The sequence below is a fragment of the Streptomyces sp. NPDC002463 genome, assembly GCF_042889835.1.
Lineage (GTDB): Bacteria > Actinomycetota > Actinomycetes > Streptomycetales > Streptomycetaceae > Streptomyces > Streptomyces nymphaeiformis.
In genome coordinates this window covers 22,681-48,303 of the sequence record NZ_JBIARL010000016.1, presented here as the reverse complement: position 1 = coordinate 48,303, position 25,623 = coordinate 22,681, and the positions used below count along the sequence as shown (strand labels likewise).

General features: G+C 70.7%; 16 protein-coding genes and 1 pseudogene. 10 read left to right on the top strand and 7 right to left on the bottom strand.

The genetic code is table 11. The features are described 5' to 3' along the window. Positions 1 to 74: 74 nt before the first annotated feature. Entirely contained in the window at positions 75 to 1,394 is a 1,320-nt protein-coding gene (locus ACFYX3_RS29095; RefSeq protein WP_389019351.1) for an ABC transporter substrate-binding protein, read from the bottom strand. 276 nt (positions 1,395 to 1,670) lie between these two features. Between ACFYX3_RS29095 and ACFYX3_RS29090 the strand changes: the two genes are divergently transcribed. Together ACFYX3_RS29090 and ACFYX3_RS29085 are read left to right on the top strand one after the other, a co-directional pair. Next, the gene (locus ACFYX3_RS29090; RefSeq protein ID WP_389019348.1) at positions 1,671 to 4,100 is read left to right on the top strand and encodes a glycoside hydrolase family 2 protein; all 2,430 of its coding nucleotides are present in this window, start codon (positions 1,671 to 1,673) and stop codon (positions 4,098 to 4,100) included. Next, positions 4,097 to 5,137, top strand: a complete 1,041-nt coding sequence (locus ACFYX3_RS29085; protein ID WP_389019345.1) for a LacI family DNA-binding transcriptional regulator — start codon at positions 4,097 to 4,099, stop codon at positions 5,135 to 5,137. The genes ACFYX3_RS29090 and ACFYX3_RS29085 overlap by 4 nt, the downstream gene beginning before the upstream one ends. 173 nt (positions 5,138 to 5,310) lie before the next feature. Here ACFYX3_RS29085 and ACFYX3_RS29080 read toward each other — a convergent pair whose 3' ends face one another. The 4 genes from ACFYX3_RS29080 to ACFYX3_RS29065 all read right to left on the bottom strand — a co-directional run bounded on the left by ACFYX3_RS29080 (position 5,311) and on the right by ACFYX3_RS29065 (position 10,580). Next, positions 5,311 to 6,291, bottom strand: a complete 981-nt coding sequence (locus ACFYX3_RS29080; RefSeq protein ID WP_389019342.1) for an acetylxylan esterase — start codon at positions 6,289 to 6,291, stop codon at positions 5,311 to 5,313. 118 nt (positions 6,292 to 6,409) lie between these two features. Next, positions 6,410 to 8,035: a cellulase family glycosylhydrolase gene (locus ACFYX3_RS29075; protein WP_389019339.1), complete on the bottom strand. Its 1,626-nt coding sequence runs from the start codon at positions 8,033 to 8,035 to the stop codon at positions 6,410 to 6,412. A gap of 305 nt (positions 8,036 to 8,340) precedes the next feature. Continuing rightward, positions 8,341 to 9,579 (bottom strand): mannose-6-phosphate isomerase, class I, encoded by a 1,239-nt coding sequence (manA, locus tag ACFYX3_RS29070; protein WP_389019336.1) that lies wholly within the window; start codon positions 9,577 to 9,579, stop codon positions 8,341 to 8,343. Between the two features lie 20 nt (positions 9,580 to 9,599). Further along, positions 9,600 to 10,580, bottom strand: coding sequence for an ROK family protein (locus ACFYX3_RS29065; RefSeq protein ID WP_389019331.1), 981 nt, complete (start codon positions 10,578 to 10,580; stop codon positions 9,600 to 9,602). 221 nt (positions 10,581 to 10,801) lie between these two features. On the opposite strand from ACFYX3_RS29065, the gene ACFYX3_RS29060 reads away from it, so the two are divergent. The 3 genes from ACFYX3_RS29060 (at position 10,802) to ACFYX3_RS29050 (ending at position 14,835) form a co-directional block, all read left to right on the top strand. Continuing rightward, positions 10,802 to 12,187, top strand: coding sequence for a GH1 family beta-glucosidase (locus ACFYX3_RS29060; protein ID WP_389019327.1), 1,386 nt, complete (start codon positions 10,802 to 10,804; stop codon positions 12,185 to 12,187). A 970-nt stretch (positions 12,188 to 13,157) separates the two neighbouring features. Then, the gene (locus ACFYX3_RS29055; protein WP_389019324.1) at positions 13,158 to 13,427 is read left to right on the top strand and encodes a hypothetical protein; all 270 of its coding nucleotides are present in this window, start codon (positions 13,158 to 13,160) and stop codon (positions 13,425 to 13,427) included. Positions 13,428 to 14,649: 1,222 nt separating this feature from the next. Continuing rightward, positions 14,650 to 14,835, top strand: coding sequence for a hypothetical protein (locus ACFYX3_RS29050; protein ID WP_389019321.1), 186 nt, complete (start codon positions 14,650 to 14,652; stop codon positions 14,833 to 14,835). A gap of 64 nt (positions 14,836 to 14,899) precedes the next feature. On the opposite strand, the gene ACFYX3_RS29045 is transcribed toward ACFYX3_RS29050, so the two are convergent. Beyond that, positions 14,900 to 15,898 (bottom strand): helix-turn-helix domain-containing protein, encoded by a 999-nt coding sequence (locus ACFYX3_RS29045; protein WP_389019318.1) that lies wholly within the window; start codon positions 15,896 to 15,898, stop codon positions 14,900 to 14,902. 137 nt (positions 15,899 to 16,035) lie between these two features. After that, positions 16,036 to 19,770, bottom strand: a complete 3,735-nt coding sequence (locus ACFYX3_RS29040; RefSeq protein WP_389019315.1) for a S8 family serine peptidase — start codon at positions 19,768 to 19,770, stop codon at positions 16,036 to 16,038. Between the two features lie 332 nt (positions 19,771 to 20,102). On the opposite strand from ACFYX3_RS29040, the pseudogene ACFYX3_RS29035 reads away from it, so the two are divergent. The 5 genes and pseudogenes from ACFYX3_RS29035 to ACFYX3_RS29015 form a co-directional block, all read left to right on the top strand. Then, a pseudogene (locus tag ACFYX3_RS29035) lies at positions 20,103 to 20,345 on the top strand (hypothetical protein); the annotation flags it as partial. Positions 20,346 to 20,378: 33 nt separating this feature from the next. Beyond that, the gene (locus tag ACFYX3_RS29030) at positions 20,379 to 21,899 is read left to right on the top strand and encodes a gluconokinase, GntK/IdnK-type (RefSeq protein ID WP_389019312.1); all 1,521 of its coding nucleotides are present in this window, start codon (positions 20,379 to 20,381) and stop codon (positions 21,897 to 21,899) included. A gap of 38 nt (positions 21,900 to 21,937) precedes the next feature. After that, positions 21,938 to 22,855 (top strand): cyclase family protein, encoded by a 918-nt coding sequence (locus tag ACFYX3_RS29025; protein WP_389019753.1) that lies wholly within the window; start codon positions 21,938 to 21,940, stop codon positions 22,853 to 22,855. A 123-nt stretch (positions 22,856 to 22,978) separates the two neighbouring features. Then, a complete protein-coding gene (locus ACFYX3_RS29020) occupies positions 22,979 to 24,583 on the top strand; it encodes a GMC oxidoreductase (RefSeq protein ID WP_389019308.1) in 1,605 nt (534 codons plus the stop codon). 162 nt (positions 24,584 to 24,745) lie between these two features. Next, entirely contained in the window at positions 24,746 to 25,585 is an 840-nt protein-coding gene (locus tag ACFYX3_RS29015; protein WP_389019305.1) for an SDR family oxidoreductase, read from the top strand. Positions 25,586 to 25,623: the final 38 nt, after the last annotated feature.

Here is a 25,623-nt window from a genome sequence, read left to right as displayed (position 1 = left end):
GGCCTTTCGTGTCCGCGGCTGCGGGAGATCGGGGCCCGGCCGATGTCGTACGGCCGGGCCCCGCTCCGCCGGTGTCAGGAACCGGCGGTCTTCGCCGCCTCGTCCCACCTCTTGTTCAGGTCGGCGAAGAAGTCCTGGAGACCGCCCTCCTGCGCTCCGCGGGCGGTGTCGATGAGCTTCTGCCGGTAGTCGGGCTTGTTCAGGCCGATTTCGGCTGCGTTGTCGATGTCGTTGACCAATCCCGTCTTGGCCTCGGAGCGCTCCACGAAGGTGACATCGTTGTCAACGAAGTCCTTGAGGGTCTCCGGCATCGGAGCCGACTTCACCGCCGGCACCGCGCCCTCCTCCTCCGAGTAGCCGGACTTCTCCGTGAACCAGTCGATCCAGGCGCGCGCGGCCGACTTGTTCTCGGAGTAGGCGCTGACGGCCTGCTGGTAGTCGGAGACCAGGGTGGCGCAGAACTTGCCGCCCTTCTGGGCGGGGAAGGGCATGAAGCCGATGTCCGCCGGCGAGCCGCCGGCCCCCTTCGCCGCACCCTGCATCTGCGTGATCGACCAGGAGCCGAGCATCATCGTGCCGACCTTCCCCTCGGCGAGCATCGCCTTGGAGCTCTCCCAGTTCGTGGTGGTCGGGTCCTTCTCGGCGAGCCCCTGCTTCACGATGTCGTAGACCAGCGTGTCGATGGCGTGGAGCTCTCCCCCGGCCTTCCACGGCGACACCGGGCCGGCCAGCTTGTCGGTCGCCTTCGCGTCGCAGGTCACGGAGCCCACGTTGGCGGTCCACTGGACCAGCGGCCAGCCGTCCTTGAAGTTCGTGTAGTAGGGAACGGCCTCCGTCCTGTCGCCGATGGCCTTCAGGTCCGCGAGGAACTCCTGCGGGGTCTTCGGCCACGCGGCGATCCCGGCCTTCTTCCACACGGCCTTGTTGTAGACGAAGCCGTTGGCGGTGCCGAACTGGGCGATGCCGTAGACCTTGCCGGCCACGTCGGTCTTGTCGCTGAAGCGGTACTTCTCCGCGAGTTCGGCGGTCGGCCCGAGGGGGGCGAAGAACTTCGGGTAGTCGTTCTTGGCGACCGCCGCGGGGATCATCAGCACGTCACCGTAGGCCTTGGCGTTCATACGGATCTTCACCTCCCCCTCGTAGTCCGTGATCCCCTCGAACTTCACCTTCACCTTGGGGTAGATCTTGTTGAACTCCGCGGCGTACCGCTTCAGCGTGCCGTTCTGGACGAGGTCGGTCCGCTGGGTGAGGACCTTGATCTCTCCGGAGACCTCGTTCGGGTCGGCGGGCGCCGCCGCGGTCTCGCCCGACGCGGCACCTCCACCACTGCATCCCGCCACGGTCAGCATCGCGACGGTGAGAAGCGCGCCCGTGAGCGTCTTCGTCTTCCCCATGTGCCCAACTCCTTCAGGGTTACGGCTCAGGTCAAAGTGGGATGTCGGCACTATGACAGGACCGTGTGAACCGGTAAAGCTCCGGATTCCCGCACGATGCCCAATCGTTACCCGTGGCGCCAAGGAGGTGACTTATCACGCTGTCATTCGAGTCCCCCGTGCACGTTCTGTAACCGAAACGAGCTTTACCGGTTCATGGACAGCCGCTGTGCGTACGGCTAGGTTGTCCGGGTCGTATACGCATCCCGCCGCAGTCAGGCGATTGGAGCCGCACACATGAAGGACGTCACCCAGCTGACCGAGGGCTGGAGCCTGCGCCACGAGGGCGCGCTGCTCCCGGCCCGCGTCCCCGGCTGCGTCCACACCGATCTGCTCGCCGCGCAGGTCATACCCGACCCCTTCATCGGCCGGAACGAGACCGAGATCGCGTGGGTCGGCAGGCAAGGGTGGTCCTACGTCACGGAGTTGACCCACGACAGCACGCACGAGCGCACGGAGCTGGTCTTCGACGGACTGGACACCGCCACGGGGATCGTCCTGGCCGGCGACGTCCTCGGCACGACCCGCAACATGCACCGCGCCCATCGCTTCGACGTCACGGGCCGCACGGGCCGCCTGGAGGTGCGCTTCGACTCGGCGTACGAGGAGGCGGACCGGGTCCGCACGCTCACCGGGAACCGGCCCAACGTCTACCCCGAACCCTTCCAGTACATCCGCAAGATGGCGTGCAGCTTCGGCTGGGACTGGGGGCCCACCGTCGTGACGGCGGGCATGTGGCGCCCGGTGCGCCTGGAGCACTGGTCGACCGCCCGGCTCGCCGAGGTCCGCCCGCTCGTCACGGTCGACGGCGCGACCGGTCGCGTCGAGCTCCGGCTCCGGGCGGAGCGCACGGAGCGCGGCACCGGCCGGCCGCTGACCGTCCGGGCCACCGTCCGAGGGGAGGAGGCGGAGACCGAGCGCCAGGTCTCCTTCACCGGCGACGAGGCGGTGCTGCGTCTCGAAGTGGCCGCGCCGCGTCTGTGGTGGCCGCGCGGCTACGGGGACCAGCCCCTGTACGAGCTCGAAGTGACCCTGCTCGACGAGGAGGAGGGGCCGCTCGACGCCTGGCGACGCCGGATCGGCTTCCGCACCGTCGAGCTCGACCGGTCCCCCGACGCGCACGGAACCGGCTGCACCTTCGTCGTCAACGGCGTCCGGATCTTCGCACGCGGGGTCAACTGGATCCCGGGCGACGTGCTGCCCTCCCGGATGACGCCGGAGCGCTACCGGATCCGGCTCCTTCAGGCCGCCGAGGCCAACGTCGACCTGGTGCGCGTCTGGGGCGGCGGCATCTACGAGGACGACGCCTTCTACGACGTCTGCGACGAGCTCGGGCTCATGGTGTGGCAGGACTTCCTGTTCGCCTGCGCCGCCTACCCCGAGGAGCAGCCGCTGCGCGGCGAGGTCGAGGCAGAGGCGCGTGACAACGTTGTCCGGCTGATGGCGCACGCCAGCCTGGTCCTCTGGAACGGCAACAACGAGAACCTCTGGGGCTTCCGCGACTGGGACTGGGAGGGGCCTCTCGCGGGCGACTCCTGGGGCGAGGGGTACTACCTCGGCGTGCTTCCGCGCATCGTCGCCGAGCTGGACCCAACCCGCCCGTACACGGCGGGCAGCCCGTGGTCGGGCTCCTGGGACCACCACCCAAACGACCCCCGCCACGGAACCCACCACTCCTGGGAGGTCTGGAACCGCCAGGACTACGCCGAGTACCGCGCGAGCGTCCCCCGCTTCGTCGCCGAGTTCGGCTGGCAGGCTCCCCCCGTCCTCGCGACGCTGCACCGCGCGCTGCCCGGCGAGCACCTCGCCCCGGATTCCCCGGGCATGCTCCATCACCAGAAGGCCGAGGACGGCAACGGCAAACTGGACCGGGGCATCGCCCGGCACTTCCCGCTCCCCGAGACCGACTTCGACCGTTGGCACTACCTGGCGCAGGTGGTGCAGGCGCGGGCCGTGGCGGCGGGCATCGAACACTGGCGGGCCAACTGGCCGGTGTGCGCCGGCACGGTGGTGTGGCAGCTCAACGACTGCTGGCCGGTGAGCTCGTGGGCGGCGATCGACGGCGACGGCCGGCTCAAGCCGCTCTACCACGAGCTGCGCCGGGTGTACGCGGACCGGCTGCTGACGCTGCTGCCGGGCGAGGACGGGCCGGTGCTCGCCGTCGACAACCAGTCGGGCGCTTCCTGGCACGCCCAGGTCACCCTGCGGCGGTTCGACGCGGACGGCACCGTCCTGGCGAGAGGCGTGGTCGAGGTCGAGGCCGCGCCGCGCTCGGTCGCCCGGTCGGTGCTCCCGGCGGAACTGCTGCCCGCCCCCGGATCCTCCAAGGAGTTCCTCGTCGCCGACGCCGACGGGCTGCGTGCGGTGCACTTCCCGGTGCCGGACCGGGAGTTCGCCTACCTGCCCGCCCGTTACGACATCCGGCTGGAGGCCGTCCCCGGTGAGGGCACGGCCGTCGACGTGGTGGTGACGGCGCGGACGCTGGTGAGGGACCTCCTCCTCCAGCCCGACCGGCTCGGTCCGGCGGCAAGTGCCGACCGGGGCCTGCTCACGCTGCTCCCCGGCGAAGAGGCCAGGATCCGGGTGAGCGGTTGCGGGGACCTCGACCTCGACCTCGAGGGCATCGAACGGGTCCGTGCGGCCCTGTTCAGCGTGGACCCGGCGTGAGCGCCCGCGCTCCCCGTGTGACCATCAACGACGTCGCCGCTCGGGCCGGCGTGTCGAAGGGTGCCGTCTCCATGGCGTTCAACGACCGCCCGGGGGTGTCGCGGGCGACCCGCGAGCGGATCTTCGAGGTCGCCCGCGAGCTGGGCTGGGCCCCGCACCAGACCGCGCGGAGCCTGTCCGGCCGACGCGCGGGCATCGTCGGCCTGGCCGTCTGCCGCCCGGCCCGGCTGCTCGGTCTGGAACCCTTCTACATGGAGTTCATCTCCGGCATCGAGAGCGTGCTGACGGAGCGTTCGTGCTCCCTGCTGCTCCGTCTGGTGCGGGACCTCGACGAGGAGGTCGCCCTGTACGAGGAGTGGTGGCGGAGCAAGACGATCGGCGGGGCCATCCTGGTCGACTTCCACCAGGAGGATCCCCGGATCCCCCCGCTGCGGGCACTGGGGCTGCCCGCGGTCGCCGTCGGGCACCCGTCGCTGACCGGCGGTTTCCCCTCGGTGTGGACGGACGACGCAACGGCGGCCGCGGACGCCGTGCGGTACCTGGCGGCGCTCGGCCACCGGCGCATCGCCCGCGTGGGCGGGCCGGCGGGGCTCGGGCACAGCGCCATCCGCGCGCGGGCGTTCGAGGCCACGATGGCCGAGCTCGGTCTCGACGGCCGCCGCCAGGTGTCGACCGGCTTCGCCGGCGAGGAGGGCGCCCGGGCGACTCGCGGGCTTCTGCTGACGCGGGACCGCCCGACGGCGATCGTGTACGACAACGACATCATGGCCGTCGCGGGGGCCGCCGTTGCGACCGAGATGGGGCTCGTGGTGCCGGACGACGTGTCGTTGCTGGCCTGGGACGACTCGCAGCTGTGCCGACTCACGCATCCGCCGCTGTCGGCGATGAGCCATGACGTGCACCGCTTCGGCGAGGAGGTCGCGCGTTCCCTGTTCGAGGTGATCGAAGGCACCCGGAGCGAGGCACTCCAGGTGCCGACGCCATCGCTGACCCCCCGGGGTTCCACAGGCCCGCCCCGTACGCGCAAAGGCGCATGACGAGAGGCCGTACCTCCAGCAGGGAGGTACGGCCTCTCGTCCCGACAGCCATGGAAGCGCCCGCCCGACCGTCGGTTCCGAGGAGCTGGCGCGTTCGCGAGCCACCCGAGCCTCGGCACCGGCGCCTTCGGCGGATCGCCCCTGGTCACCGGAGCACCCGGCGCGCGGCCGTCTCAGGAGGGGCGCAGACGCGGGTGCGCCCGCAGCCAGCGCAGGTGCTCGACGGCGGTGGCACCCCTGCCTCCGGCGTGGTCGCCGAAGGGCCACTCCCTGACGTCCTTCTCTCCCGCGTACGCGCGGAAGGCCGCGAGGACGGTGGACGGCGGACAGACGGGATCCATCAGACCGGCGCTGAACAGTGCGGGCGCCGTGGCCCGGCGGGCGAAGTGCACGCCGTCGAAGTACCTGAGGGTGCCGAAGGCCCGCTCCGTCGCGTACGGGGCGTGATGGCGGAGGTAGTCGACGAGTTCGGTGTACGGGCCTTCGGTGGCCGTCTCGGCACCGCGCCGGATGTGGCAGAGGAAGGGCACATCGGGCAGGGCGCCCGCGATGCGGTCGCCGGTGAGACCGGCGACGGCCAGGGCGAGCCCGCCTCCCTGGCTGGCGCCTTGGACCACGATCCGCTGCGGGTCGACGTGGGGGATCGTGCGTGCGGCGTCGACCGCCCGGACGCAGTCGGTGACGAGGCGCCGGTAGTAGTGGGCGTGGGGCGACTCGATGCCCCGGGTCATGTACCCGTGCACCCAGTGGGTGCCTCCGTCCGGGTGCGGATCGGGGGTGTCGTGGCCCTGGCCCCGGCTGTCGACGACGAGATGGGCGTATCCGGCGGACGCGTACAGGAGATGGTCGACGACCCGCCCCCGTCCTCCGCTGTAGCCGATGTACGTGATCACCGTCGGCAGGGGCTCCTCCGCCTCGGAAGGGACGAGGAGCCACGCCGCGACGGGCTGGCCGGCCCAGCCGGCGAACCTCACGTCGTAGGCGTCGAGCGTGGTGAGGGGCGAGTCGGACACCGGCCGGACGACCGGATCGCCCCCGGCCTCCCGAGCCGTCCGTAGGGTCTCGTCCCAGAAGGCGTCGAAGTCCGCCGGCTCCTCCGGGAGGCCCGCGGTCCGGGCGGCCGGGTGGTCCGGCGGAAGGTCGGTGTACGGCACAGGAGGCTCCTCACGGAGGGGGCCGGCCGCGCTCGGCCCGTCAGGGCGGCGCGGCCGGTCGTGTCGGGTGGGGTGCGGGCCCCGTCACGGGGGACGGGGCCCGGAGGGGTGAGGCCAATCAACTCTTGTCGCAGGTGGCGCCGTTGAGGGTGAAGGTGGCGGGGACGGCGTTGCCGCCGGTGGACGAGGCGCTCAGGCCGAAGCTCACGCTGCCGCCGGCCGGGATGGTCTCGGTCCAGGACTCGTGCGTGGCGTGCACCTGGTTGCCCTCCTGGGCGACCTTGGCGTTCCAGGCGGAGGTCACCGTCTGGCCGCCCGGGAAGGCGAAGTCGAGCCGCCAGCCCTTGACGGCCTGGGTTCCGGTGTTGCGGATGGTGACGTCGGCATTGAAACCGGTGCCCCAGTCCTGCAGCCGGTAGGCGACGGCGCAGCCTCCGGCGGACGGTCCCGCCGCGGTGGTGAGGGTGAGGGCGACGGAGCGCGGGGAGCGGTTGCCGGCGGCGTCGCGGGCGTACACGGCGAAGGTGTAGGCCGTGGAGGGTGTCAGACCGGTGAGCGTGGCGCTCGTGCCCGTCGTGGTGGTGACGGGGGTCTCCGCCGAGCCGTTGACGCGGACGACGTCGTAGCCGGAGACGCCGGTGTCATCGGTGGAGGCGGTCCAGGTCAGCCGGGCCCCGGTGGCGGTCACCTCGGACGCGGCGGGAGCGCCGGGGGTGGTCGGCGCCTGGGTGTCGCCGCCGGTCCCTCCGTAGACGCTCGCCTCGCGCGAAGTCTGCCGGATGCCGTCGGCGCCGTTGAACAGGCGCTGCCCCCAGGGCGTGAGCCGGCTCGCGTCGAAGTCGGTGGCGAGGTCGAGGTATTCCACTCCCCCGCCGTTGCCGCTCCACGACCAGCCCAGGTAGCCGAGGTTCAGCTGCCGGGCGGTGGCCATGATGGCGTCCTCGTCCGGGTTGCCGTCCGAGTGGTCGTTGCCGAACTCGCCCACCACCAGCGGGAGTTTCCGGTTGACGAAGCTGTTCAGGTACGCCTGGACCTCGGCGGCGGTGTCATAGACGCCGTACATGTGGATGGAGAAGACGGTGTTGCGTTCCGGGTCGGCGGCGAAGACGGCGGGCGCGCTGTCCCGCATGGTGTTCGACCAGTCCTGGCCCCAGTTGGGGGCGTCCGCCATGAGGGTGTGGTGGAAACCGGCGGCGCGCAGCCGGGTGACGGCGTTCTTGGTGTCCTCGGTCCAGGCGCTGTAACCGGTGTTGCCGTGCGGCTCGTTGCCGAGGTTGATGACGACGTACTTCTCCTGGCCCTTGACCGCGCCGGCGACCTCCAGCCAGTAGTCGACCGCCTTGGCGAGGGAAACGGCTCCGCTCTGTTCGCCGTAGCCGGTGGTGTCGTGGGCCTCGAGGACGCAGACCAGCTTGTTGGCCTTGCACTGGGTGACGATGTTCGCGACGTCGACGGCGCCGTTCTTCGTCCACCGGTCGCCCGTGCTGAACACGATCCGGGCCGAGTTGGCGCCGAGCGCCTTGAGGTCGGTGAGGGCCTGACCGGTCCTGCCGGGGTACCAGGCGTGGGCGTGGTTGACCCCGCGGAAGACGAAGTCCTGGCCGTTGGCGTCGAGGAGTCGGCCGTCGGCGACGTGGAAGCCGGTGGTCGAGGTGTCGGCCGCGTGGGCCGCGGCGGGCGCGGTGATCGTCGCGGCGGCGAGGGCGAGCAGCGCTCCCGCCGCGGTGGCCATTGTCCTGTTCATGTGGTGCTCCCAACTCGGTCGCGCGCATGCCGGGGCGCGGTGCCGTGGCGTGCGGGCTTGCCTGACATGGAGGGTGCGGTGCTGCCGGCCCTGCGGAGCGACGCGTCGAGGACGCGAGGATGGGCCGGTGGATTCCCCTGCCCGGTGTGTTTCTGCGGCACTTACCGAGCAGGGGGAGAAAGTGCGCCGACCGGCGGGGGATGTCCCCGCGCGGCGGTGGCGTGGCGGATTCGCGAGACGCCCGGCGACCGATGATGAGGCTAGAGGAGAAGAAGGCCGGAAAACAATAGGCTTAACCTAACCGGTTAAGTCACCTTGTCCTCTTCGCGTGGCCCCTGAGTTGCGCCGGACGCGACCTCGATTCCGACCGTGGCGCGGAAGACGATCCCCTCCCCCGCCAGGGAGACCGCCTCGGCCGCGGGGACGTAGAGGGACTGCCCCGGTCCGATCCGCAGGATGTCGCCTGCCGCCACCGAGGTCACCCGCACCGCACCCTCGACGCACAGGACGATCTGCGGCACTCCGGCGGGAAGCGGGCGCGGCCGCTCCGCACCGCGGAGCCGGAACCGCGACAGCCGGAAGTCGTCGACGGGGACCGGATAGACCTCTTCACCCGCCCGCTCCCTGGGCGTGAGCACACGGCTGGGCAGGGCGCTGAAGCGGACCACGCGCACCAGCTCGGCCGCGTCGACGTGTTTCGACGTCAGTCCGCAGCGCAGGACGCTGTCGGAGTTCGCCATGATCTCCACGCCGAGGCCGGAGAGGTACGCGTGCGGGACGCCGGCGCCGAGGAACAGAGCCTCTCCCGGACCCAGTTCGACGCGGCGCAGCATCAGGGCGGCCAGCAGCCCCGGGTCGCCCGGGTGTACCCGGGCGACCTCCGCGTAGCAGAGGAAGTCCTTCTGGTGCGGGCCGACGTGCGCGGCGGCTGCCGTGACGGCTTCCGTGACGGTGTCGAGAAGCCCTTCGGGCGGGCTGAGGAAGGCGGTGAAGACCTCCGCGAGGGCGATCTCCTCCGGCCGGGTCCTCAGTACCTCGGCATGGGGACGAAGGGCAGGTACGGCAAGGGCGTCCAGAAGATCGGCGCACTGCCGGACGCTTCGGAAACCGCACAGCCCGTGGAACCGGGTGAGGGCGACGATCATCTCGGGCTTGTGGTGGGGATCCCGGTAGGTGCGGTGCGGAGCGTCCAGGGGCACCCCCAGGGCGTTCTCCAGCGCGAAGCCCGCTTCGGCTTGGGCGGGATCGGGGTGGACCTGCAAGGAGAGCGAGGCGTCGGCGGCGAGCAGTTTCAGCAGGAACGGCAGCCGGGGCCCGAACCGGCGCAGGGTGGGCGTGCCGAGTTCCGTCGCCGGGTCCGAGCCGATCACCCGGTCCAGGGGCAGCGGCCCGTGCCCGCGGTCGACCCGGGACGGTGCGGCGGGATGGGCTCCCATCCACAACTCCGCCTGGGGCTCGCCGGTGGGCGGCGTTCCCATGAGGTTCGGAATCGCGGTGCGGGAGCCCCAGGCGTAGGGCTGAACGGTGTTGGAGAGGAGGTCCACGAGCTCTCTTTCCGGATGGGTCACGGACGGGGTGCGCGGTTGACGGTGGTACCGGCGCCCGCGCGGGACAGACCGGCCGACGCGGCGGCGACCGCGGCCGCCCCGATCAGCCCGGCGTCGAGCGCGAGGCCCGCCGGCACCACCGGGACGTCGCGGGTGAAGTCCAGGACCGCGTAGTCGGCGAGGTGGCGGCGGAGCGGACCGAAGAGCGTCTCGCCGGACTGCGCGACACCACCGCCCACGACCACGAGCTCGAGTTCGACCAGCGCCGTCGTGGCCGCGATGCCCGCGGCCAGGGCACGGCCCGCCCGGTCGAAGGCGGCACGGGCCCTCGGGTCCCCCGCGCGGGCCGCGTTCGCGACCTCGGCGGCCGTCGGGGCGACGCCGGGCGGTGGGGTCCACCCGGCCTCCAGGGCATGGGCAGCGATGGCGGTGCCGCTGGCGAAGCGCTCGACGCAGCCGCGCGCGCCGCAGGGGCAGAGGGGACCGTCCTGCTCCACGGTGATGTGGCCGATGTGACCCGCGTTTCCCGAGCGGCCCGCATGGAGAGCGCCGTTGAGGATCAGCCCGCCGCCCACCCCGGTGGAGACGACCATGCAGAGCGCGTTGTCCACCCCCCTCGCGGCTCCCGTCCAGTGTTCGGCCGCGGCCATCGCCACGGCGTCGCCCACGAGGACGGGCCGGATCCCGGACGGCAACCGCGGGTGCTCCCGCACCCGGTCAACGAGCGGAAAGGAGCGCCAGGCCGGGATGTTGACCGGACTGACCGTGCCCGCGACGGTGTCGACGGGCCCCGCGCTGCCGATGCCCAGGCAGGAGAGGGCGGCCCACTCCGGGTGGGCGGACAGTTCCTCCATGACGGCGGACACCTCGGCCATGAGCTCCGGCGTGGAACCGTGGGCGGGAGTGGCTCGCTGGGACCGGGCGACCAGACGGCCCTCGCCGTCGATCAGGGCGCCGGCGATCTTCGTACCCCCGATGTCGAATGCTCCGTACACCATCGCGTCGAGCCTTCCGTAAGCGCGGACAGGGAAATGTGCACCACACTCTGGGCGCAGCATGACAACGTTGTCCAGTTAACTGGTTCAGTTAAGTTCTTGTTTAGTAAAACCCGAGCCCATTTCGCCTTCGGGCCCTGGACGGAACCGCTGAATCGCCTCATGCTCGGCTCTGCTTTCCCGCAGCCGATTTCATGTCTCCCGTTCGAAGGACGTCCCCTTTCATGACTGACCCCGCGGCCTTTCCGCCCGACTTCGAGTTCGGCGCCGCCACCTCCGCGTACCAGATCGAGGGCGCGACGGGGGAGGACGGACGGGGACCGTCGATCTGGGACGCCTTCGCCCGGCGCGGCGGCACCGTTCTGGACGGCAGCAGCGGCGACACCGCCTGCGACCACTACCACCGGCACCGGGAGGACGTCGCCCTGCTCGCGGACCTCGGAGTGGCCACATACCGCTTCTCCGTCGCCTGGCCGCGGATCCAGCCGTCCGGCGAAGGCCCGGTGAACCCGCGAGGGCTCGACTTCTACGAACGCCTGGTCGACGACCTGCTGGACGCCGGAGTCACACCGGTCGTGACGCTCTACCACTGGGACCTCCCCCAGGCCCTGGAGGACACGGGCGGATGGCGCTCGCGGGCCACCGCCCAGCGCTTCGCCGAGTACACGGAGCTGGTCGCGACGCGGCTCCACGACCGGGTACCCCGCTGGATCACCCTCAACGAGCCGTGGTGCAGCGCCTTCCTGGGATACGCCGCCGGCGAGCACGCCCCGGGAGCGCGTGAGGGTACGCCGGCGCTGGCCGCGGCCCACCATCTGCTGATCGGTCACGGCCTGGCCATGGAGGCGCTGCGCGCCGTCGGCGTCCAGGAGGCGGGCATCGCGCTCAACCTCGACCACATCTCCCCGGCCACCCCGGCGGCCGCTGATGTGACCGCCGCCCTTCGCGCCGAGACGCAGCGCAACCTGATGTGGACCGACCCGTTGCTCAAAGGACGTTACGCCGCCGCCGAAGCGGACACCTGGGGCGAGCTGATCGAGCGCCAGGACTTCCGCCGCGAAGGTGACCTCGCCCTCATATCGGCCCCGATGGACTTCCTGGGCATCAACTACTACACGCCGTCCACGGTGCGCGCCGCCCCCTGGCGCGAACCCGACCCCACCCGCCGCACCGCGATGGACAACCGCTTCGAGGCCGTCCCCGTCCCCGGGTTCCGTCACACCGCCATGGGCTGGCCCGTCGTCCCCGGTGCCCTCCAGAAACTCCTCGTCTCGCTCCGCGACCGCTACGGCACGGACCTTCCGCCGATCCACATCACCGAGAACGGCTCCGCCGAACACGACGCCCCCACCCCCGACGGCAGCGTGCACGACACCGACCGCATCGCCTACCTGGACAGCCACCTCCACGCGGTCGCCGAGGCGTTGGCGGAGGGCGTGGACGTGCGCGGATACAGCGTCTGGTCCCTCCTGGACAACTTCGAGTGGGCCTACGGGTACAGCAGACGCTTCGGGCTGGTCCACGTCGACTTCCCGACCGGGCGGCGCACCCCCAAGGCGTCCTACCACTGGTACCGGTCGCTGCTCACCAGGAGGGGGAGCACACCGTGAAGGAAGGACCGTCCCCTCACCTCGGACCGGGAGCTCGACGGCCTCGGGCCCGTCCCGTACGGCCCCCACCCCAGCGACTTCCGACAAGTCCGCCGCCCGCGTCCGCGCCTGCTCGTGGCTCCTCCGCGCCACCGGACACGAGCGCGACCAGGCATCGCACGGCCCGCGCACGGTGACCGTCGGCCCCGGGCCCAGGGCCCGCCGGAGCCCGGCGCGTCCGAGTCTCCGCCGGGAGTTCGTGAGCGACGCCACGACGGCTTGCCGCCCCACCTCGCCCGATCAGGCCGCTCAGTCGGAGCCGCCCGGGGACGACGTGCACCGCCGACGCAGTCGCGATCGGCGAGGGTCCGGGCCAGGAGCACGAAGTCGGCATGGGGGGCATCGGCAGGTCGACTCCGCACCCGCTCCCGATCTTCCCCTCGCCGTCTCACCGCACTCGGATCCCACCTCTCCCCGCCACCGCGTGCACCAAGATCCGGACCATTTCCGGACCACCCTCCTCCAGCGAGTGCCGCAACTGGCCGTTCTCCCAGGTCATCATGGGTGCAACTGCTGTACCGCCAGCAGACGAAGAATCTGCTGGTGTCCTACTCGCCGAAGAAGCTCGGTTTCTTCTAGCGGCATGAAGAGAGGGGCCTGACCTGCGCTTTCGCCCGTCAGGCGCCTCTGGCTCACCCCCAGGGCGGGCCGTATACGCGTGGAAACTCCCAGTTCCTCTCACCGGTGTCCCGTCCCTGACCAGCACTTCCGGACCAGTCACGGGCCAAACCACCGACTCACCGCACAGGCGCCTGGCCCCGGCCGACACTGTCCCACTGCTCCATGGACTACTCGATGAGGCGGTTGGCTGCTCCCCGACGCCGTCCAGGAACTTGGCGTAGCCGCGGAAGAGGACCTCGATGCTCTGACCCGCGCGGCGAGCGGATTCATCCGGGTCCGCACCGGAGTGCAGCCAGAACGAGATGCCGACGTGCCCACCATGTACTGGGCCCTGCTCGACGAAGACGTCTCCGCCGTCGACCTCCTGCAGATCACCAAGAACATGCGGATCGCCGTCTCCGGCGGCGTCTCACCGCTGGCGGAGAACCACCGCCGCTTCGCCGAGCGGTTCTCGGTCGCCATCCGCGAGGGGTACGGCCTGTCGGAGACCAGCCCGATCGCCACCTTCTCCGTCCGCGCCGAGGACGTGCGCCCCGACGCCGTCGGCGAAATCGTCATACGCGGTCACAACGTCATGTAGGGCTACCACCACCGGACCGAGGCGACCGCCAACGCCATGCGCGACGGGTGGTTCCACACCGGCGACCTGGCCCGCCGGGACGCCGGGACGCCGGGACGCCGGCGGATGGTTCTACATCGTCGACCGCGCCGAGGACTCGATCACCAGGGCGGCTTCGACGCCTACCCCGAGAGATCGAAGAAGTACTGCTCACCCACCCGGCGGTGAGCATGGCGGCGGTCATCGGCATCCCCCACGAGCGCCTACGGCGAAGAGATCAAGGCCTGCATCCCCCGGATCCGCCCTCACCGAGGACGAACTCATCGCCTGGTGCAAGGAGAGGATGGTCGGCCACAAGTACCCACGCCTCGTGGAGTTCCGTGACGTCCTGCCCACCACCGCCACCGGAAGACCGACCGAGCCGTGGCGGTGCGGTTGCGCCGGATCTCCCGACTGACGGTGGAGGTCTGCGGCCCGGCTCGGCCGCGATCGTCCGGAGCGAGGTCGTCTCCCGCAGCCGGTCGGCGATGCGGACTGCGGTCGCCCACGGACAGATACCGGGACGGCCCGGCCGGTTCGAGCTCGGGCAGCGGGATCGCTCCGTGTACTGCATCTGGACCGTTGCTTTGACCGGACTGCAGACCCGGGCAGACACGGCCAGGCTGAAGAGATGGCTGGTGGCGCCCGGGATCGCCTGGCCGGGCCTCGGTGAAGCCGATGCAGGCGTAAGCGGCGGTGCGCCTTCGAACGGACCGGCAAGGCTTCACGGGCGTGGCCTGCTTGACCGTCCGGGCAGCCGCCTGCAGAGTCGGCATGCGGTCCCGTAGCAACGCCTCCCCCACCGGCCGGCCGTACCTTCCGAGGGCTGGACAGCGCCATTCACTCCGCACCCGACCGTAAGGGCCGCCATCGTGACCGGACGCACTCCCGAGCCAACCGAAGCCCGAGCCCGAACGAGAGCCTCGGCGAGGCCCGATGGCCGATGGCGGCGGCCGTCGTCGCCGCCATGGGGCTGAGCCTCCTGCTCCCCGACGGCCTCCGTCTGGCGCCTCGCTGGGTCATCCCTGCCGTCGAGGGACTGCTTCTGCCGGCGCTCGGCCGCCCTGCGGAGCATGTCGATCGCTCTGGTGGGAGTTCTGGCCCTCAGCGCCGTCTGGTCGACCGTTCAACTGGTCGACGACATCCTCCATGCCGGGAAGGAGACCGACTCCGCCATCAGCCTGCTGCAGACCGGCGGCACGGTGTGGGCCTGCACCGCACCCTCCTCGCCTTCTCCCTCTACCTCGCGCTCACCAACGCCACCGCCTTCAGCCCCACCGACGTCATGCCCCTGGCACCCTGGGCCAAGATCACCATGGGCGTTCAGTCCCTCGTCTCCCTGCTCATTCTCGGGCTCGTGGTCGCCCGCGCCGTCAACGTCCTCGCCTGACGAGTCGTCGGGACGACCACGTCGGCCCGCACGGTCTCCCGCGGCGCGCGCCGGCGCTTGCCCATCACGCCCGAAGGGGCTCCGCCCAGCCGTTTCGCACCGCGCAGGCGCCGAGCTGCATCCGGGTCCGGACACCGGCCAGGTCCATGAGATGGCGCAGGCGCCTGTGCAGCGTGCGCGGTGACAGACCGAGTTGTGTCGCGGCCGCCAAGTCCGTGAGACCGGCCAGGAGCAGCGCGAGGATCCTGCGGTCGAGCTCGGTCGGGCCTTGCTGACCGACCTCGACGGTGGGTTCGGATCCTCCGACCGCGGCCGACAGCGCGAGCGGGTCGGCACTGCGCCATACCGTCTCGAACAGAGCGTCCAGCGCGTCCAGCAGTCCGCTGCGGTGCAGCAGCGCGGCGCCGGGCTCCCCGTCCGGTGTGACCGCGAGCGGGACAAGGCCGAGGTCGGCGTCGGCCAGCACGAGCTTCATCGGCAGCTGGTCGGCGACACGCAGTTGCACCCCCTTGCGCAGGGAATCGATCGCGTCGTCGAGGATGCCCGGCTCTGCCAGCACGGCCCGGTCCAGTACTGCCCGGAACTGCACGCCGCGGCCGATGGCCATGGGTTCGGCCGTGTTCTCGTCGGGCGGCAGGGCGACGAACGGTGCGGTGATGAAGGAGCGGACCTGCGTACGGGCTGCCTGCTGTACCTGGAGGAAGCGATGGCGGATGGCGTCGACGCCCGTGACGACCTCGATGAGATCGCTGATGCTGCTCCCGGTCATCGCCGCCCGGTGTTCCTCGGCGAAGGTCACCAGGGCGTGCTCGGCCATCCGCAGCCCGTCGCGGCGCTGGCTGATGAGAGCGCCGAGCGCCATGGCCGGCGGTGCGGCGGTGAACTGCTCGTCCGCCGACCTGGTCACGAGTCCCCACTCGACCAGGCGGGACAAGGCCTTGTCGACATGGGCGTGCGGCAGGTCGAGCTGGTCGGACAACAGGATCGCGGTGGAGTCCGGGCGTCCGAGCAGCGCCCGGTAGACGCGCTCGTCATCGGGTTCGAGGCCCAGAACATCCAACATCGGCGACCGACTCTCCTCCGCTTTCCGCAGCGGGGAGAGTATGCGCCACGGCGGCAGACCCTGAATAGTCCCTGATGGGAGCAGGTGCGGGGGGAAGGGCCCCGGGAAGTCACCTCCCCGGGGCCCGGCAGTGCGGTTCATCGCAGGCCGTACGCCCGGATGATCTCGTTCTTGACGCCGAAGCCGCTGTCCGTCCCGGCGCTCGCGCGGACCGAGATGAAGCCGCCGGACTTCCTGGCCGTCCTGAACGAACCCGTCCAGTAGCCGTCGGCGCCCTTGGTCACGGTCACCTTCTGCCAGGTGGCGCCGTCGTCGTACGAGACGTCCAGCTTCACCGTGGTGACGGTGCCCGGCACGGTGCCTCGGCCCATCGACACCGGCTTGAGCGCGATCTGCCGGGTCGCGTCGGCCTTGACGTCGCCGTGCAGGTCCGACTCCAGCTTGTAGTCCAGGTTCAGCACCGGGAACGGCTCGAAGAGGTCCGAGTCGACGGTGTCGGACATGAACGTCCATTCGGTGTGGGTGCGCGTCGACAGCCGGAAGACGTCAGCGGGCCGCTCCGCGTCCAGGACGGCGCGGTAGGGCAGGTTGCCCTCCGGCACCTCGATCCACTGCATGTCCGTGCTGTTCGGGTTGTCGTGGATCAGCTTGTCGCCCTGGAGGACCTGCAGGTGGGTCGGCGTCCCACCCCACGGCAGGTAGCCGCCCAGCCGCATTCTGTCGCTGGAGGAGGCCCACGCCTGCACGTTCCAGGTCATGTAGTTCCGCCAGCGGGAGTTGTACACGCCGAACGACTCGCTCTGGCCGGGCCTGGTCACCGGAGCGAACCAGTCCAATCGGGTGGTGCTGCCCTTGGTGTACGTGTTGTCGCCCGACACCATCACCCACGGCAGGCCGCCGTCGACGCCCTGCGCGTGGAACTCCCTCCAGACCTGGCCCGGAGTCACCCATTCGGTGCGGGTGCCCGGGTGCCACTCGCGCTCGGGGAAGTTGAACGACGGGCTGAGGGTGAAGTCGGACCGGTAGCCCTCCGCCGGCCGGCCCGCCGTGGCCGAGTAGTAGCGGGCGTCGATCCGGGCGAGGTCGTCCTTGGTCGGCTTGTAGACCAGGGCACGGTCCGGAACCTGGCCGGGGTACTCCCGGGTGAGGTCGTAGACGAACGGCGTGTACTCGGTCTGCTTCACGGTCAGCTTGAAGCTGCCGGCCTCGGCCGTCGAGACGAGGGCCTTGCCCGCGTCGCGGTGCACCGTGGCGACCGGGATGGCCGACTCCCCGACGTACTCCATCAGGGGACCGACACCGTCGTTGACCACGATCAGCGCCTTCGCACCGGCCGCGACCGCGGCCTCGGTGCGCTCCTGGGGTGAGACCTCGTCGCTGCGCTCGATGACGACGACCTTGCCCTTGGCCTTGACCCGCTCGTATGCGGCCGTCGCACCGTTGCCCGCGTAGACGGCGTCCAGCGTGTCCTTGGCCGTGCCCAGGGCACTGCCCGCCTGCACCAGTGCCTCGAACCGGAGTCGACCGCCCATCGTGCTCAGGCTGAGCTGCGGCTCGCCCTTGCGCCACCGGGTGGTCAGCATGAACTCGCCCTGCTTCATCGGCTCCGTCGGCGCGACGTAGACGTCGTCGTACGTCGGCGGCAGCACGTACGCGCTGCGGTAGTCCGTGAACGGGTCGAGGTCCTTGTAGTGGACGTTGAAGTCGACCTTGCGCTGGCGGTCCTCGGCGCGCTGCGGCGCCTCGGTCTGCAGCAACCGTGCCTTGCTCGCGTCGAGCAACACGTCCGCGGCGCCGTCCTCGAGCACGGTCTCCGGGTCGACCAGCACGGCCAGACCCGAGCGGTCCGCCTTCTCGCCGGCCACGTCGAGGTACCCCGCGACGGTGTACAGGCCGGGTGCCATGCGCATGGTGGTCGAGCCGTCGACGTAGACCTGCCACGGCCAGAAGTCGCCGGCCAGGTTGATCGTGACCCAGCCGGCGCCGGGCTTGCCGTCCCGTCCGACCAGCTTGATGTTCAGGTCGTAGCGCTCCTCCTCCTTGAGCAGCGCCACGGACGTGCGGGTCATCGGCTGCCCGGTGGCCGCGTCGGTGGCTGTCACATAGCCGACGTGCCGGCCGGCCGATGCGGCCTGCGGGTCACCGGTCACCGGGACGGCGGCGGTGCCACCCGCCGGGACGGTGACCGTAGTGGCTCCCAGCGTGAACGGGCCGCCGCCGTCGCTCAGCGCCAGGTTCAGCGTGACGTCGGCGGAGCCGGTGTTGGTGAAGGTCAGGTCCTTGGTGACGGCGCCGTCGCTCGGCTCGTGCGGCCATGTGTAGTTGCCGAAGAAGAGCGATCCGGTGCCGCGGACCGTGGTGCGCACGGCGGCGGCCACGTCGACACGGCCGGTGCCGACCTCGTACGGCGAGTACCCGCCGTCCAGACCCCTGGCGGTACTCATCAGGTGTTCCTTGAGCTGCGCGCCGGTCCAGTCCGGGTGCTGCTGGGCCAGGATCGCCGCCGCACCGACCACATGCGGGGTGGCCATCGAGGTGCCGCTGATGGTGCGGTAGAGGCCCTCACCACCGCCGGTCATCTCCTGCGAGCGAGCAGCGGTGATGTCCACGCCGGGCGCCGCGATGTCCGGCTTCATGCCGCCGGAGTAGGCCAGCGGGCCGGTACTGGAGAAGGACGCGAGCCGGTCCTGCTTGTCCGTGGCGGCCACGGTCAGCGCCGAGGCGGCCGCGCCCGGGGCGGAGATGCTCTCCGGGCCGGAGTTGCCGGCGGCTATGACGAACAGCGTGCCGTACCGGGCGGACAGCGCGTCGACCGTCTGCGACATCGGGTCGCTGCCGTCCGTCGGGTAGGAGTCGCCGAGGCTCATGTTGACGACGTCCGCGCCGGATTCGGCGGCCCACTGCATGCCGGCCATGACCCAGGAGTCCTGACCGTAGCCCTCGGCGCCGCCGAGCACCTTGCCGACGTACAGGTCGGCGCCGGGGGCGACGCCCTTGTAGTCGCCCCCGGAGGCGGCGCCCGAGCCGACGATCGTGCCGGCGACATGCGAGCCGTGCCCGTTGACGTCGGTGACGTCCTCACCCGGCACGAAGCTCGCCGTGCCGTCGATCAGGCCGGCGAAGTCGGGGTGGTTGACGTCGATACCGGTGTCGAGCACCGCGACCTTGACGCCCTTGCCGTCGTAGCCGGCCGCCCAGGCCTCGGGCGCGCCGATCAGCGGAACGCTCTCCTTCAGACTGGCCTTCACGCGACCATCGAGCCACAGCTTCGCCACGCCCGCGCCCAGCGACGGGCTGCCCTGCGGCGCGACGGTGTTCCAGAAGGTGCGGGTCTGACGCTTCTCGGTGCTGAGCGCGGCGCCTCGGATGCCCTTGAGCTTTCGGGTCAGCTCGCTGCCCCGGGGGGCCGTGGGCTCGACGGCCGCACGGGACTTCGGCTGGGTGTACGTCGCGATCAGCGGTACCGCGGCCGACTTCGCGTCGTCGTAGCCCATCTCGATCAGGTCGGTGACGTTGAACAGCCGTCGGTCCAGCTTGTCCGTGCCCAGTAGCGGCGCCGCCTCGTCCGGGATGACGAAGAGGTCGCCCTTGATCTCCTGGAGCTTCACGCCACCGACGGCGCTGTCGGGCCGGTCGACCTCGGCGATCTGCTTGCCGTCGGCCGTCGTGGTGACGGTGACGACGTCGCCGGTGACCAGGGTGACCTTGTGGGTCGCCGAGGGCTTGGCGGGAACGGTGGGCTTGCTCGGAGTGGCTTGTGCGGGCGCTTGCAGGACCGCAAGCCCCGACGCCAGCAGCGGCACCGCGGTGGCAACCGAGATCAGCCGCCAGCACCTGCGCCGGAAGGCGGAAGCATGAGAGGGGGAGTACATGCCATGGGTCTATCGACCGGTGAACGACGTCGTGAAGGCCTCACGACGGCAAGTCCTCGCCATGGCAAAGGCTTGCCAGCCGTGAATCGTGGGATTCCGGACGGAACATGACGAGCCCCGGGTGGGCGTCCTGCGGTGTCAACCCCATGCCACTGACATGTCGCTGACTCGTGGAGGCGGGCTTCCAGCCCCGCCGGAGGGGTCGCGGCGCCACCGGTCTCCTCGCCTTGCCGACGTGCGCCCGGAGGACGGCGGGGGTCAGATGGGATGTATGCGTTCCACCGGACGGAGACGTCTCGGCGGACCGGCCGGACGACATGGAGGAGCCTGGCATGACGACCCGCACGAGCTCACCCGGTCGGCAGGCGGACACGCACAGCAGCGGTTGGCTGGTGTTTGCCGCCGTCATCATGATCTTCAACGGCATCATGATGCTGCTCGGAGGCATTTCGGCCATCCCCAAGGACGACGTGTTCCTGGCCACTCGCAACTACGTCTACGAGCTCAACCTCACCGGCTGGGGCTGGATCCACCTCATCCTGGGCATTCTGATCGCGCTCACCGGCGCTGCCCTGTTGATGAAGGACTGACGGCCGGGACCGACACCCATGGCACACGAAACAGCGACAGGGGAACTTCCGCAGCTGGTGCTCGTCGTCGGCGTCGCCGGGTCGGGCAAGTCGACGGTGGGGCAGCTCCTCGCCGATCGGCTGGGCTGGGCGTACCGGGATGCGGACGAGTTCCACTCCGAGGCCGACCGCGCCAAGATGGCGGCCGGCCATGCCCTCACGGACGACGATCGGGAGCCGTGGCTCGAAGCCATCGGGGAGTGGATGGACGGGGCGATCGCGGCTGGTCGGCAGGCCGTCGTCACCTGCTCCGCGCTCAAGCGTGCCTACCGGGACAAGCTGCTGGCAGGGCGCCCCGACGTTCTTCTCGTGTACCTGCACGGCACGCGCGAGCTGCTGGCCTCCCGGCTGGCCGCGCGGAACGGTCACTTCTTCCCGGCGGGCCTGTTGGAGACCCAGCTCGCGGATCTGCAGGAGCCTGAGCCCGACGAACACCCGTTGGCGGTGGAGATCGATCAGCCTCCGGAGGCCGTCGTCGCATCGGTGCTCTCGCTGATGCGTCGGGAAGCCGACTCCGGGAGGCCACCGTCCGGGTCCGTCACGGAGCAGGCCGTCCACACTGCCGTGCGCGACGCGTCCCCCAGTCCGACAGGCGCGTCGTGGCGCCTGGTCCACGGAGAGCAGAGTGTGACAGTGGTCCAGCTGGGCGGCGCCCTGCGCGAGTACGCCGTGAACGGCCGACCGCTGCTCGACGGGTTCTCCGCGGGGTCCGCCATCACGGGCGGACGGGGGCAGCTGCTCGCGCCCTGGCCGAACCGCGTGGGCGGCGGACGCTACCGCTTCGGCGACCGGGACCACCAACTCCCCCTGACGGAACCGGAGAAGGACAACGCGATCCACGGGCTGCTTCGCTGGTCCCTGTGGAGGCTGCTGGCCCGTACCGACGACGCGGTCCGGGTCGGCACGACGCTCTGCCCTCAGCCCGGATATCCCTTCCTCCTCGAGGTCTGCGCGGAGTACCGGCTCGGCCCCGACGGGCTCGAGACCGCCGTCTTCGCCACCAACGCCGGTACGGGACCGGCACCTTACGGAGTGGGGCAGCACCCCTATCTGGCCGTCGGCACCGACTTCGTCGACACCGCGCTCCTGACCGTCCCCGCCCGGTACCTGATCCGCACCGACGACCGGGGGCTGCCGATCGGCCAGGAGCCGGTCGACGGGACCGCGTACGACTTCCGCACCGCCCGCCCCATCGGCGATCTGCGGCTTGACACGGCCTTCACCGGACTCGGCCGCGGCCCCGACGGCCGGGCCGTCGTGCGCCTGGCGCACCCATCCGGGCTGCGGGGTGTCGATCTGTGGCTCGGCGAAGGCACCCGGTACGTACAGGTGTACACGGGCGACACACTGGCGGAACCCGAGAGGCGGCGGCGTGGTGTCGCCGTGGAGGCCATGTCCTGTCCCCCGGACGCCTTTCGCAGCGGCACGGATCTCACCGTCCTCGAGCCGGGCGCCACGCATGTGCTCCGGTGGGGCCTCAGCCCCTGGGGGCCGCCATGACCCCGACCGCACAGCCCTCGGCAGTGCCGGGTCCCGATATGCCCGCGCACGAGTTCCGGGCGCTCTACGAGCGGCTGCGGCGCGAATCCGCGCGGCCGACGATGGACGGTCGGCCCGGCGCACTCCGCCATGTGACGCCCGAGCGGGTCGTGGCCGCCGTCGCGGAGGTCCGCCTCGGACGTACGGTGTCGCTGGCCGCTCCGATCGAGACGGTGCCGGGCCCCGACGACCCCGAGCCCGCGGTGCACCGGATGACCGGGCCTGCCCCGGACGACCTCGGTGCGGAGGGGCTGCACTTCGCCACCGACCGCTTCGCCATGAACGTGCACGGGGACGCGGACAGCCATCTCGACGCGCTCTGCCACGTGGTGTTCGACGGGGAGCTGTACGGCGGGGTGCCCGCGAGCAGCGTGACGCCCGAGGGTGCCCGTGCGCTCTCCGTGGACCTGGTCGCGGACGGCCTCGTCGGTCGGGGCGTGCTGCTGGACATCCCGCGGCTGCACGGCGTGCCCTGGCTGGAACCGGGCGAGCAGGTGACGTCGGACGATCTGACGGCCGCCGAGGCCGCGCAAGGGGTCCGCGTCGGACCGGGGGACCTGTTGTTCGTACGGGTCGGGCATCGCCTCCGCCGTACGGAACTCGGACCGTGGAACGCGGCGACGGCTCGGGCCGGCCTCCACCCGACCGCCCTGGGGTTCCTGGCCGAGCGGAAGGTCGCCGTCCTGGGCGGAGACGGCAACAACGACACCGCGCCCAGCACGGTGCAGGGCATCTCCTTCCCCGTGCATGTCCTGGCCGTCCATGCCATGGGCATCCATCTGATGGACTACCTGCAGTTCGAGGACCTGGCCCCGGTCTGCGCGCAGGCGGGGCGATGGAGTTTCCTGTGTGCGGTCGCCCCACTGCGGCTGCCCGGAGCCACGGGCTCACCGGTGAACCCGATCGCGGTGCTGTGACCGACGGGGCCGGTCGGCGACCGCCGCTCCGGTCGCCGTTCAGGGGGCGGGCGGATACGTTCGAACGGGTGGGACGCTCGGCCCCGCACAGCGGGAAAACGGGCCCGAGGCCAGTTCAGGGCCATGATCACAAGGACGGTGGTCGCCGTGGGCGACGCCCCTCATTACGACGTCATCATCATCGGTACCGGCGCCGGCGGTGGCACCCTCGCCCATCGGCTCGCGCCGTCCGGCAAACGCGTACTCCTCGTCGAACGCGGCGGCTACCTGCCGCGCGAGCGGGACAACTGGGACTCGACGGCCGTGTTCGTCAAGGGCAAGTACCGGGCGCCGGAGTTCTGGCTGGACAAGCACGGCAGCGAGTTCCCGCCCGAGGTCAACTACTACGTCGGCGGAAACACCAAGTTCTACGGCGCCGCCCTCTTCCGGCTGCGGCCCGAGGACTTCGGTGAGCTCCGTCATCACGGCGGCCTCTCCCCCGCCTGGCCGATCCGGTACGAGGATCTGGAGCCGTACTACACGCAGGCCGAGCACCTCTACCTCGTGCACGGACGGCACGGCGAGGATCCGACCGAGGGCGCGGCGAGCGCCCAGTACGCCCATCCGCCCGTGGAACACGAGCCGCGCATCCAGCAGTTGAGCGACGACCTCGAGAAGCGCGGTCTGCACCCCTTCCATCTGCCGATCGGCGTCGATCTGAGCCAGGAGAACGGCGGGCGGGCCACCCACTCCAGTGTCTGCATCCGGTGCGACCGGGTGGACGGCTTTCCGTGCCTGGTACGCGGCAAGTCGGACGCCGAGGTCATCTGCGTGGAGCCGGCCCTGCGGCATCCCGGCGTCGAGATGGTCACGGACACGCAGGTGGTCCGCCTGGAGACCGATGCGAGCGGACGCACTGTCAGCGCGGTCGTCGGCCGGCTGCCCGACGGCTCGGAGGTCCGGTTCACGGCGGACGTGGTCGTCGTCTCCTGCGGGGCGGTCAACTCCGCCGCGCTGCTCCTGGCCTCGGCGAACGAGCACCATCCGAACGGTCTCGCTAACAGCTCCGACGTGGTCGGCCGCTTCTACATGCGGCACAACAACCTGGCCCTGATGGCGGTGTCGAAGGAGCCCAACGACACCCGGTTCCAGAAGACTCTGGCCCTGCACGACTGGTACCTCGGGGCGGACGACTGGGACTACCCGCTCGGTGGCATCCAGATGCTGGGCAAGTCGGACGCCGAGCAGATCCACGGCGAGGCGCCTCGTTGGGCCGGTGCGGTCACACCGGACATGCCGTTCGAGGTGCTGGCGCACCACGCCGTCGACTTCTGGCTGTGCAGCGAGGACCTGCCACTTGCCGACAACCGGGTCACCCTCGACGGTGACGCCCGCATCCACCTCGCCCTCGACGAGAAGAACAACGTCGAAGGCCTGAAGCGGCTGCGCCACAAGCTGCAGGGCATGCTCGGCCACCTGGGCATGCACGAGCACCATCTGCTGTCCCACAGCATCTATCTGCACAAGGGCATGCCGATCGGTGCGACGGCGCACCAGGCGGGCACCGTACGCTTCGGCACCGACCCCGCCGCCTCCGCGCTGGACGTCAACTGCAAGGCCCACGACCTCGACAACCTCTACGTCGTCGACACGAGCTTCTTCCCGAGCATCGGCGCGGTCAACCCGTCGTTGACGGCCATCGCCAATGCCCTCCGGGTCGGAGACCACCTCTTGGATCGGCTGGGCTGAGCCCAGGAGCCGTTGGGCCGATCGGACGAAGATAACCGGCCTAACGGCCCAACAGCGGTTCTCCCCCCATGCCGCCCGCCGAGGTCGGTGATTGCGTGACCTCCATGCCCGCCCGGCAGCAGCCGGGCGGGGCGCGGTCGCGCAGCGAGGAGGCAGGGCAACATGGGTTCCACCGTGGAGACATCGCAGGGTGTGATCCCCGCACGTCTGCTGCAGGGCCAGAAGGCACTGGTCACCGGGGCCAATTCGGGCATCGGCAAGGCCACGGCCATCGGTCTGGGCCGAGCCGGCGCCGACGTGGTCGTGAACTACGTCGCCGGCCGTGACGCAGCCGAGGAAGTGGTCAAGGAGATCGCCTCGTTCGGGGTGCGCGCGGCCGCCTACGAGGCCGACGTGTCCCAGGAGGACCAGGTCACGGCCATGATGGACCGGATGGTCGAGGAGTTCGGGACCATCGACGTCCTGGTGGCCAACGCGGGACTGCAGCGGGACGCCCGGCTCACCGACATGACGCTCGCCCAGTGGCAGAAGGTCATCGACGTCAATCTCACCGGTCAGTTCCTGTGCGCCCGGGAGGCGGCCAAGGAATTCCGGCGCCGCGGCGTCGTCTCCGAGGTGTCCCGCGCCGCCGGGAAGATCATCTGCATGAGTTCGGTGCACCAGATCATCCCGTGGTCGGGCCACGTCAACTACGCGTCCTCCAAGGGCGGTGTGCAGATGATGATGCAGACCCTGGCCCAGGAGCTCGCACCGGAGAAGATCCGGGTGAACGCGGTCGCCCCGGGGGCGATCAAGACGCCGATCAACCGCGCGGCCTGGGAGACGGCGGAGGCCCGGGAGGACCTGCTGAGGCTGATCCCATACGACCGGATCGGTGACCCCGAGGACATCGCGAACGCCGTGGTCGCACTCGCCTCCGACCTCATGGACTACGTCGTGGGGACCACCTTGTACGTCGACGGCGGAATGACCCTCTTCCCGGGCTTCGCCACCGGCGGCTGACCCCCCCCTCCCGGACGTCACGAACAGCAAAGGTGCGT

Excerpts from the sequence above, each read along its gene's own strand:
- ACFYX3_RS29095 (WP_389019351.1), bottom strand. The coding sequence starts at position 1,394 with ATGGGGAAGACGAAGACGCTCACGGGCGCGCTTCTCACCGTCGCGATG.
- ACFYX3_RS29090 (WP_389019348.1), top strand. The coding sequence starts at position 1,671 with ATGAAGGACGTCACCCAGCTGACCGAGGGCTGGAGCCTGCGCCACGAG.
- ACFYX3_RS29075 (WP_389019339.1), bottom strand. The coding sequence starts at position 8,035 with ATGAACAGGACAATGGCCACCGCGGCGGGAGCGCTGCTCGCCCTCGCC.
- ACFYX3_RS29065 (WP_389019331.1), bottom strand. The coding sequence starts at position 10,580 with ATGGTGTACGGAGCATTCGACATCGGGGGTACGAAGATCGCCGGCGCC.
- ACFYX3_RS29060 (WP_389019327.1), top strand. The coding sequence starts at position 10,802 with ATGACTGACCCCGCGGCCTTTCCGCCCGACTTCGAGTTCGGCGCCGCC.
- ACFYX3_RS29045 (WP_389019318.1), bottom strand. The coding sequence starts at position 15,898 with ATGTTGGATGTTCTGGGCCTCGAACCCGATGACGAGCGCGTCTACCGG.
- ACFYX3_RS29040 (WP_389019315.1), bottom strand. The coding sequence starts at position 19,770 with ATGTACTCCCCCTCTCATGCTTCCGCCTTCCGGCGCAGGTGCTGGCGG.
- ACFYX3_RS29030 (WP_389019312.1), top strand. The coding sequence starts at position 20,379 with ATGGCACACGAAACAGCGACAGGGGAACTTCCGCAGCTGGTGCTCGTC.
- ACFYX3_RS29025 (WP_389019753.1), top strand. The coding sequence starts at position 21,938 with ATGCCCGCGCACGAGTTCCGGGCGCTCTACGAGCGGCTGCGGCGCGAA.
- ACFYX3_RS29020 (WP_389019308.1), top strand. The coding sequence starts at position 22,979 with ATGATCACAAGGACGGTGGTCGCCGTGGGCGACGCCCCTCATTACGAC.
- ACFYX3_RS29015 (WP_389019305.1), top strand. The coding sequence starts at position 24,746 with ATGGGTTCCACCGTGGAGACATCGCAGGGTGTGATCCCCGCACGTCTG.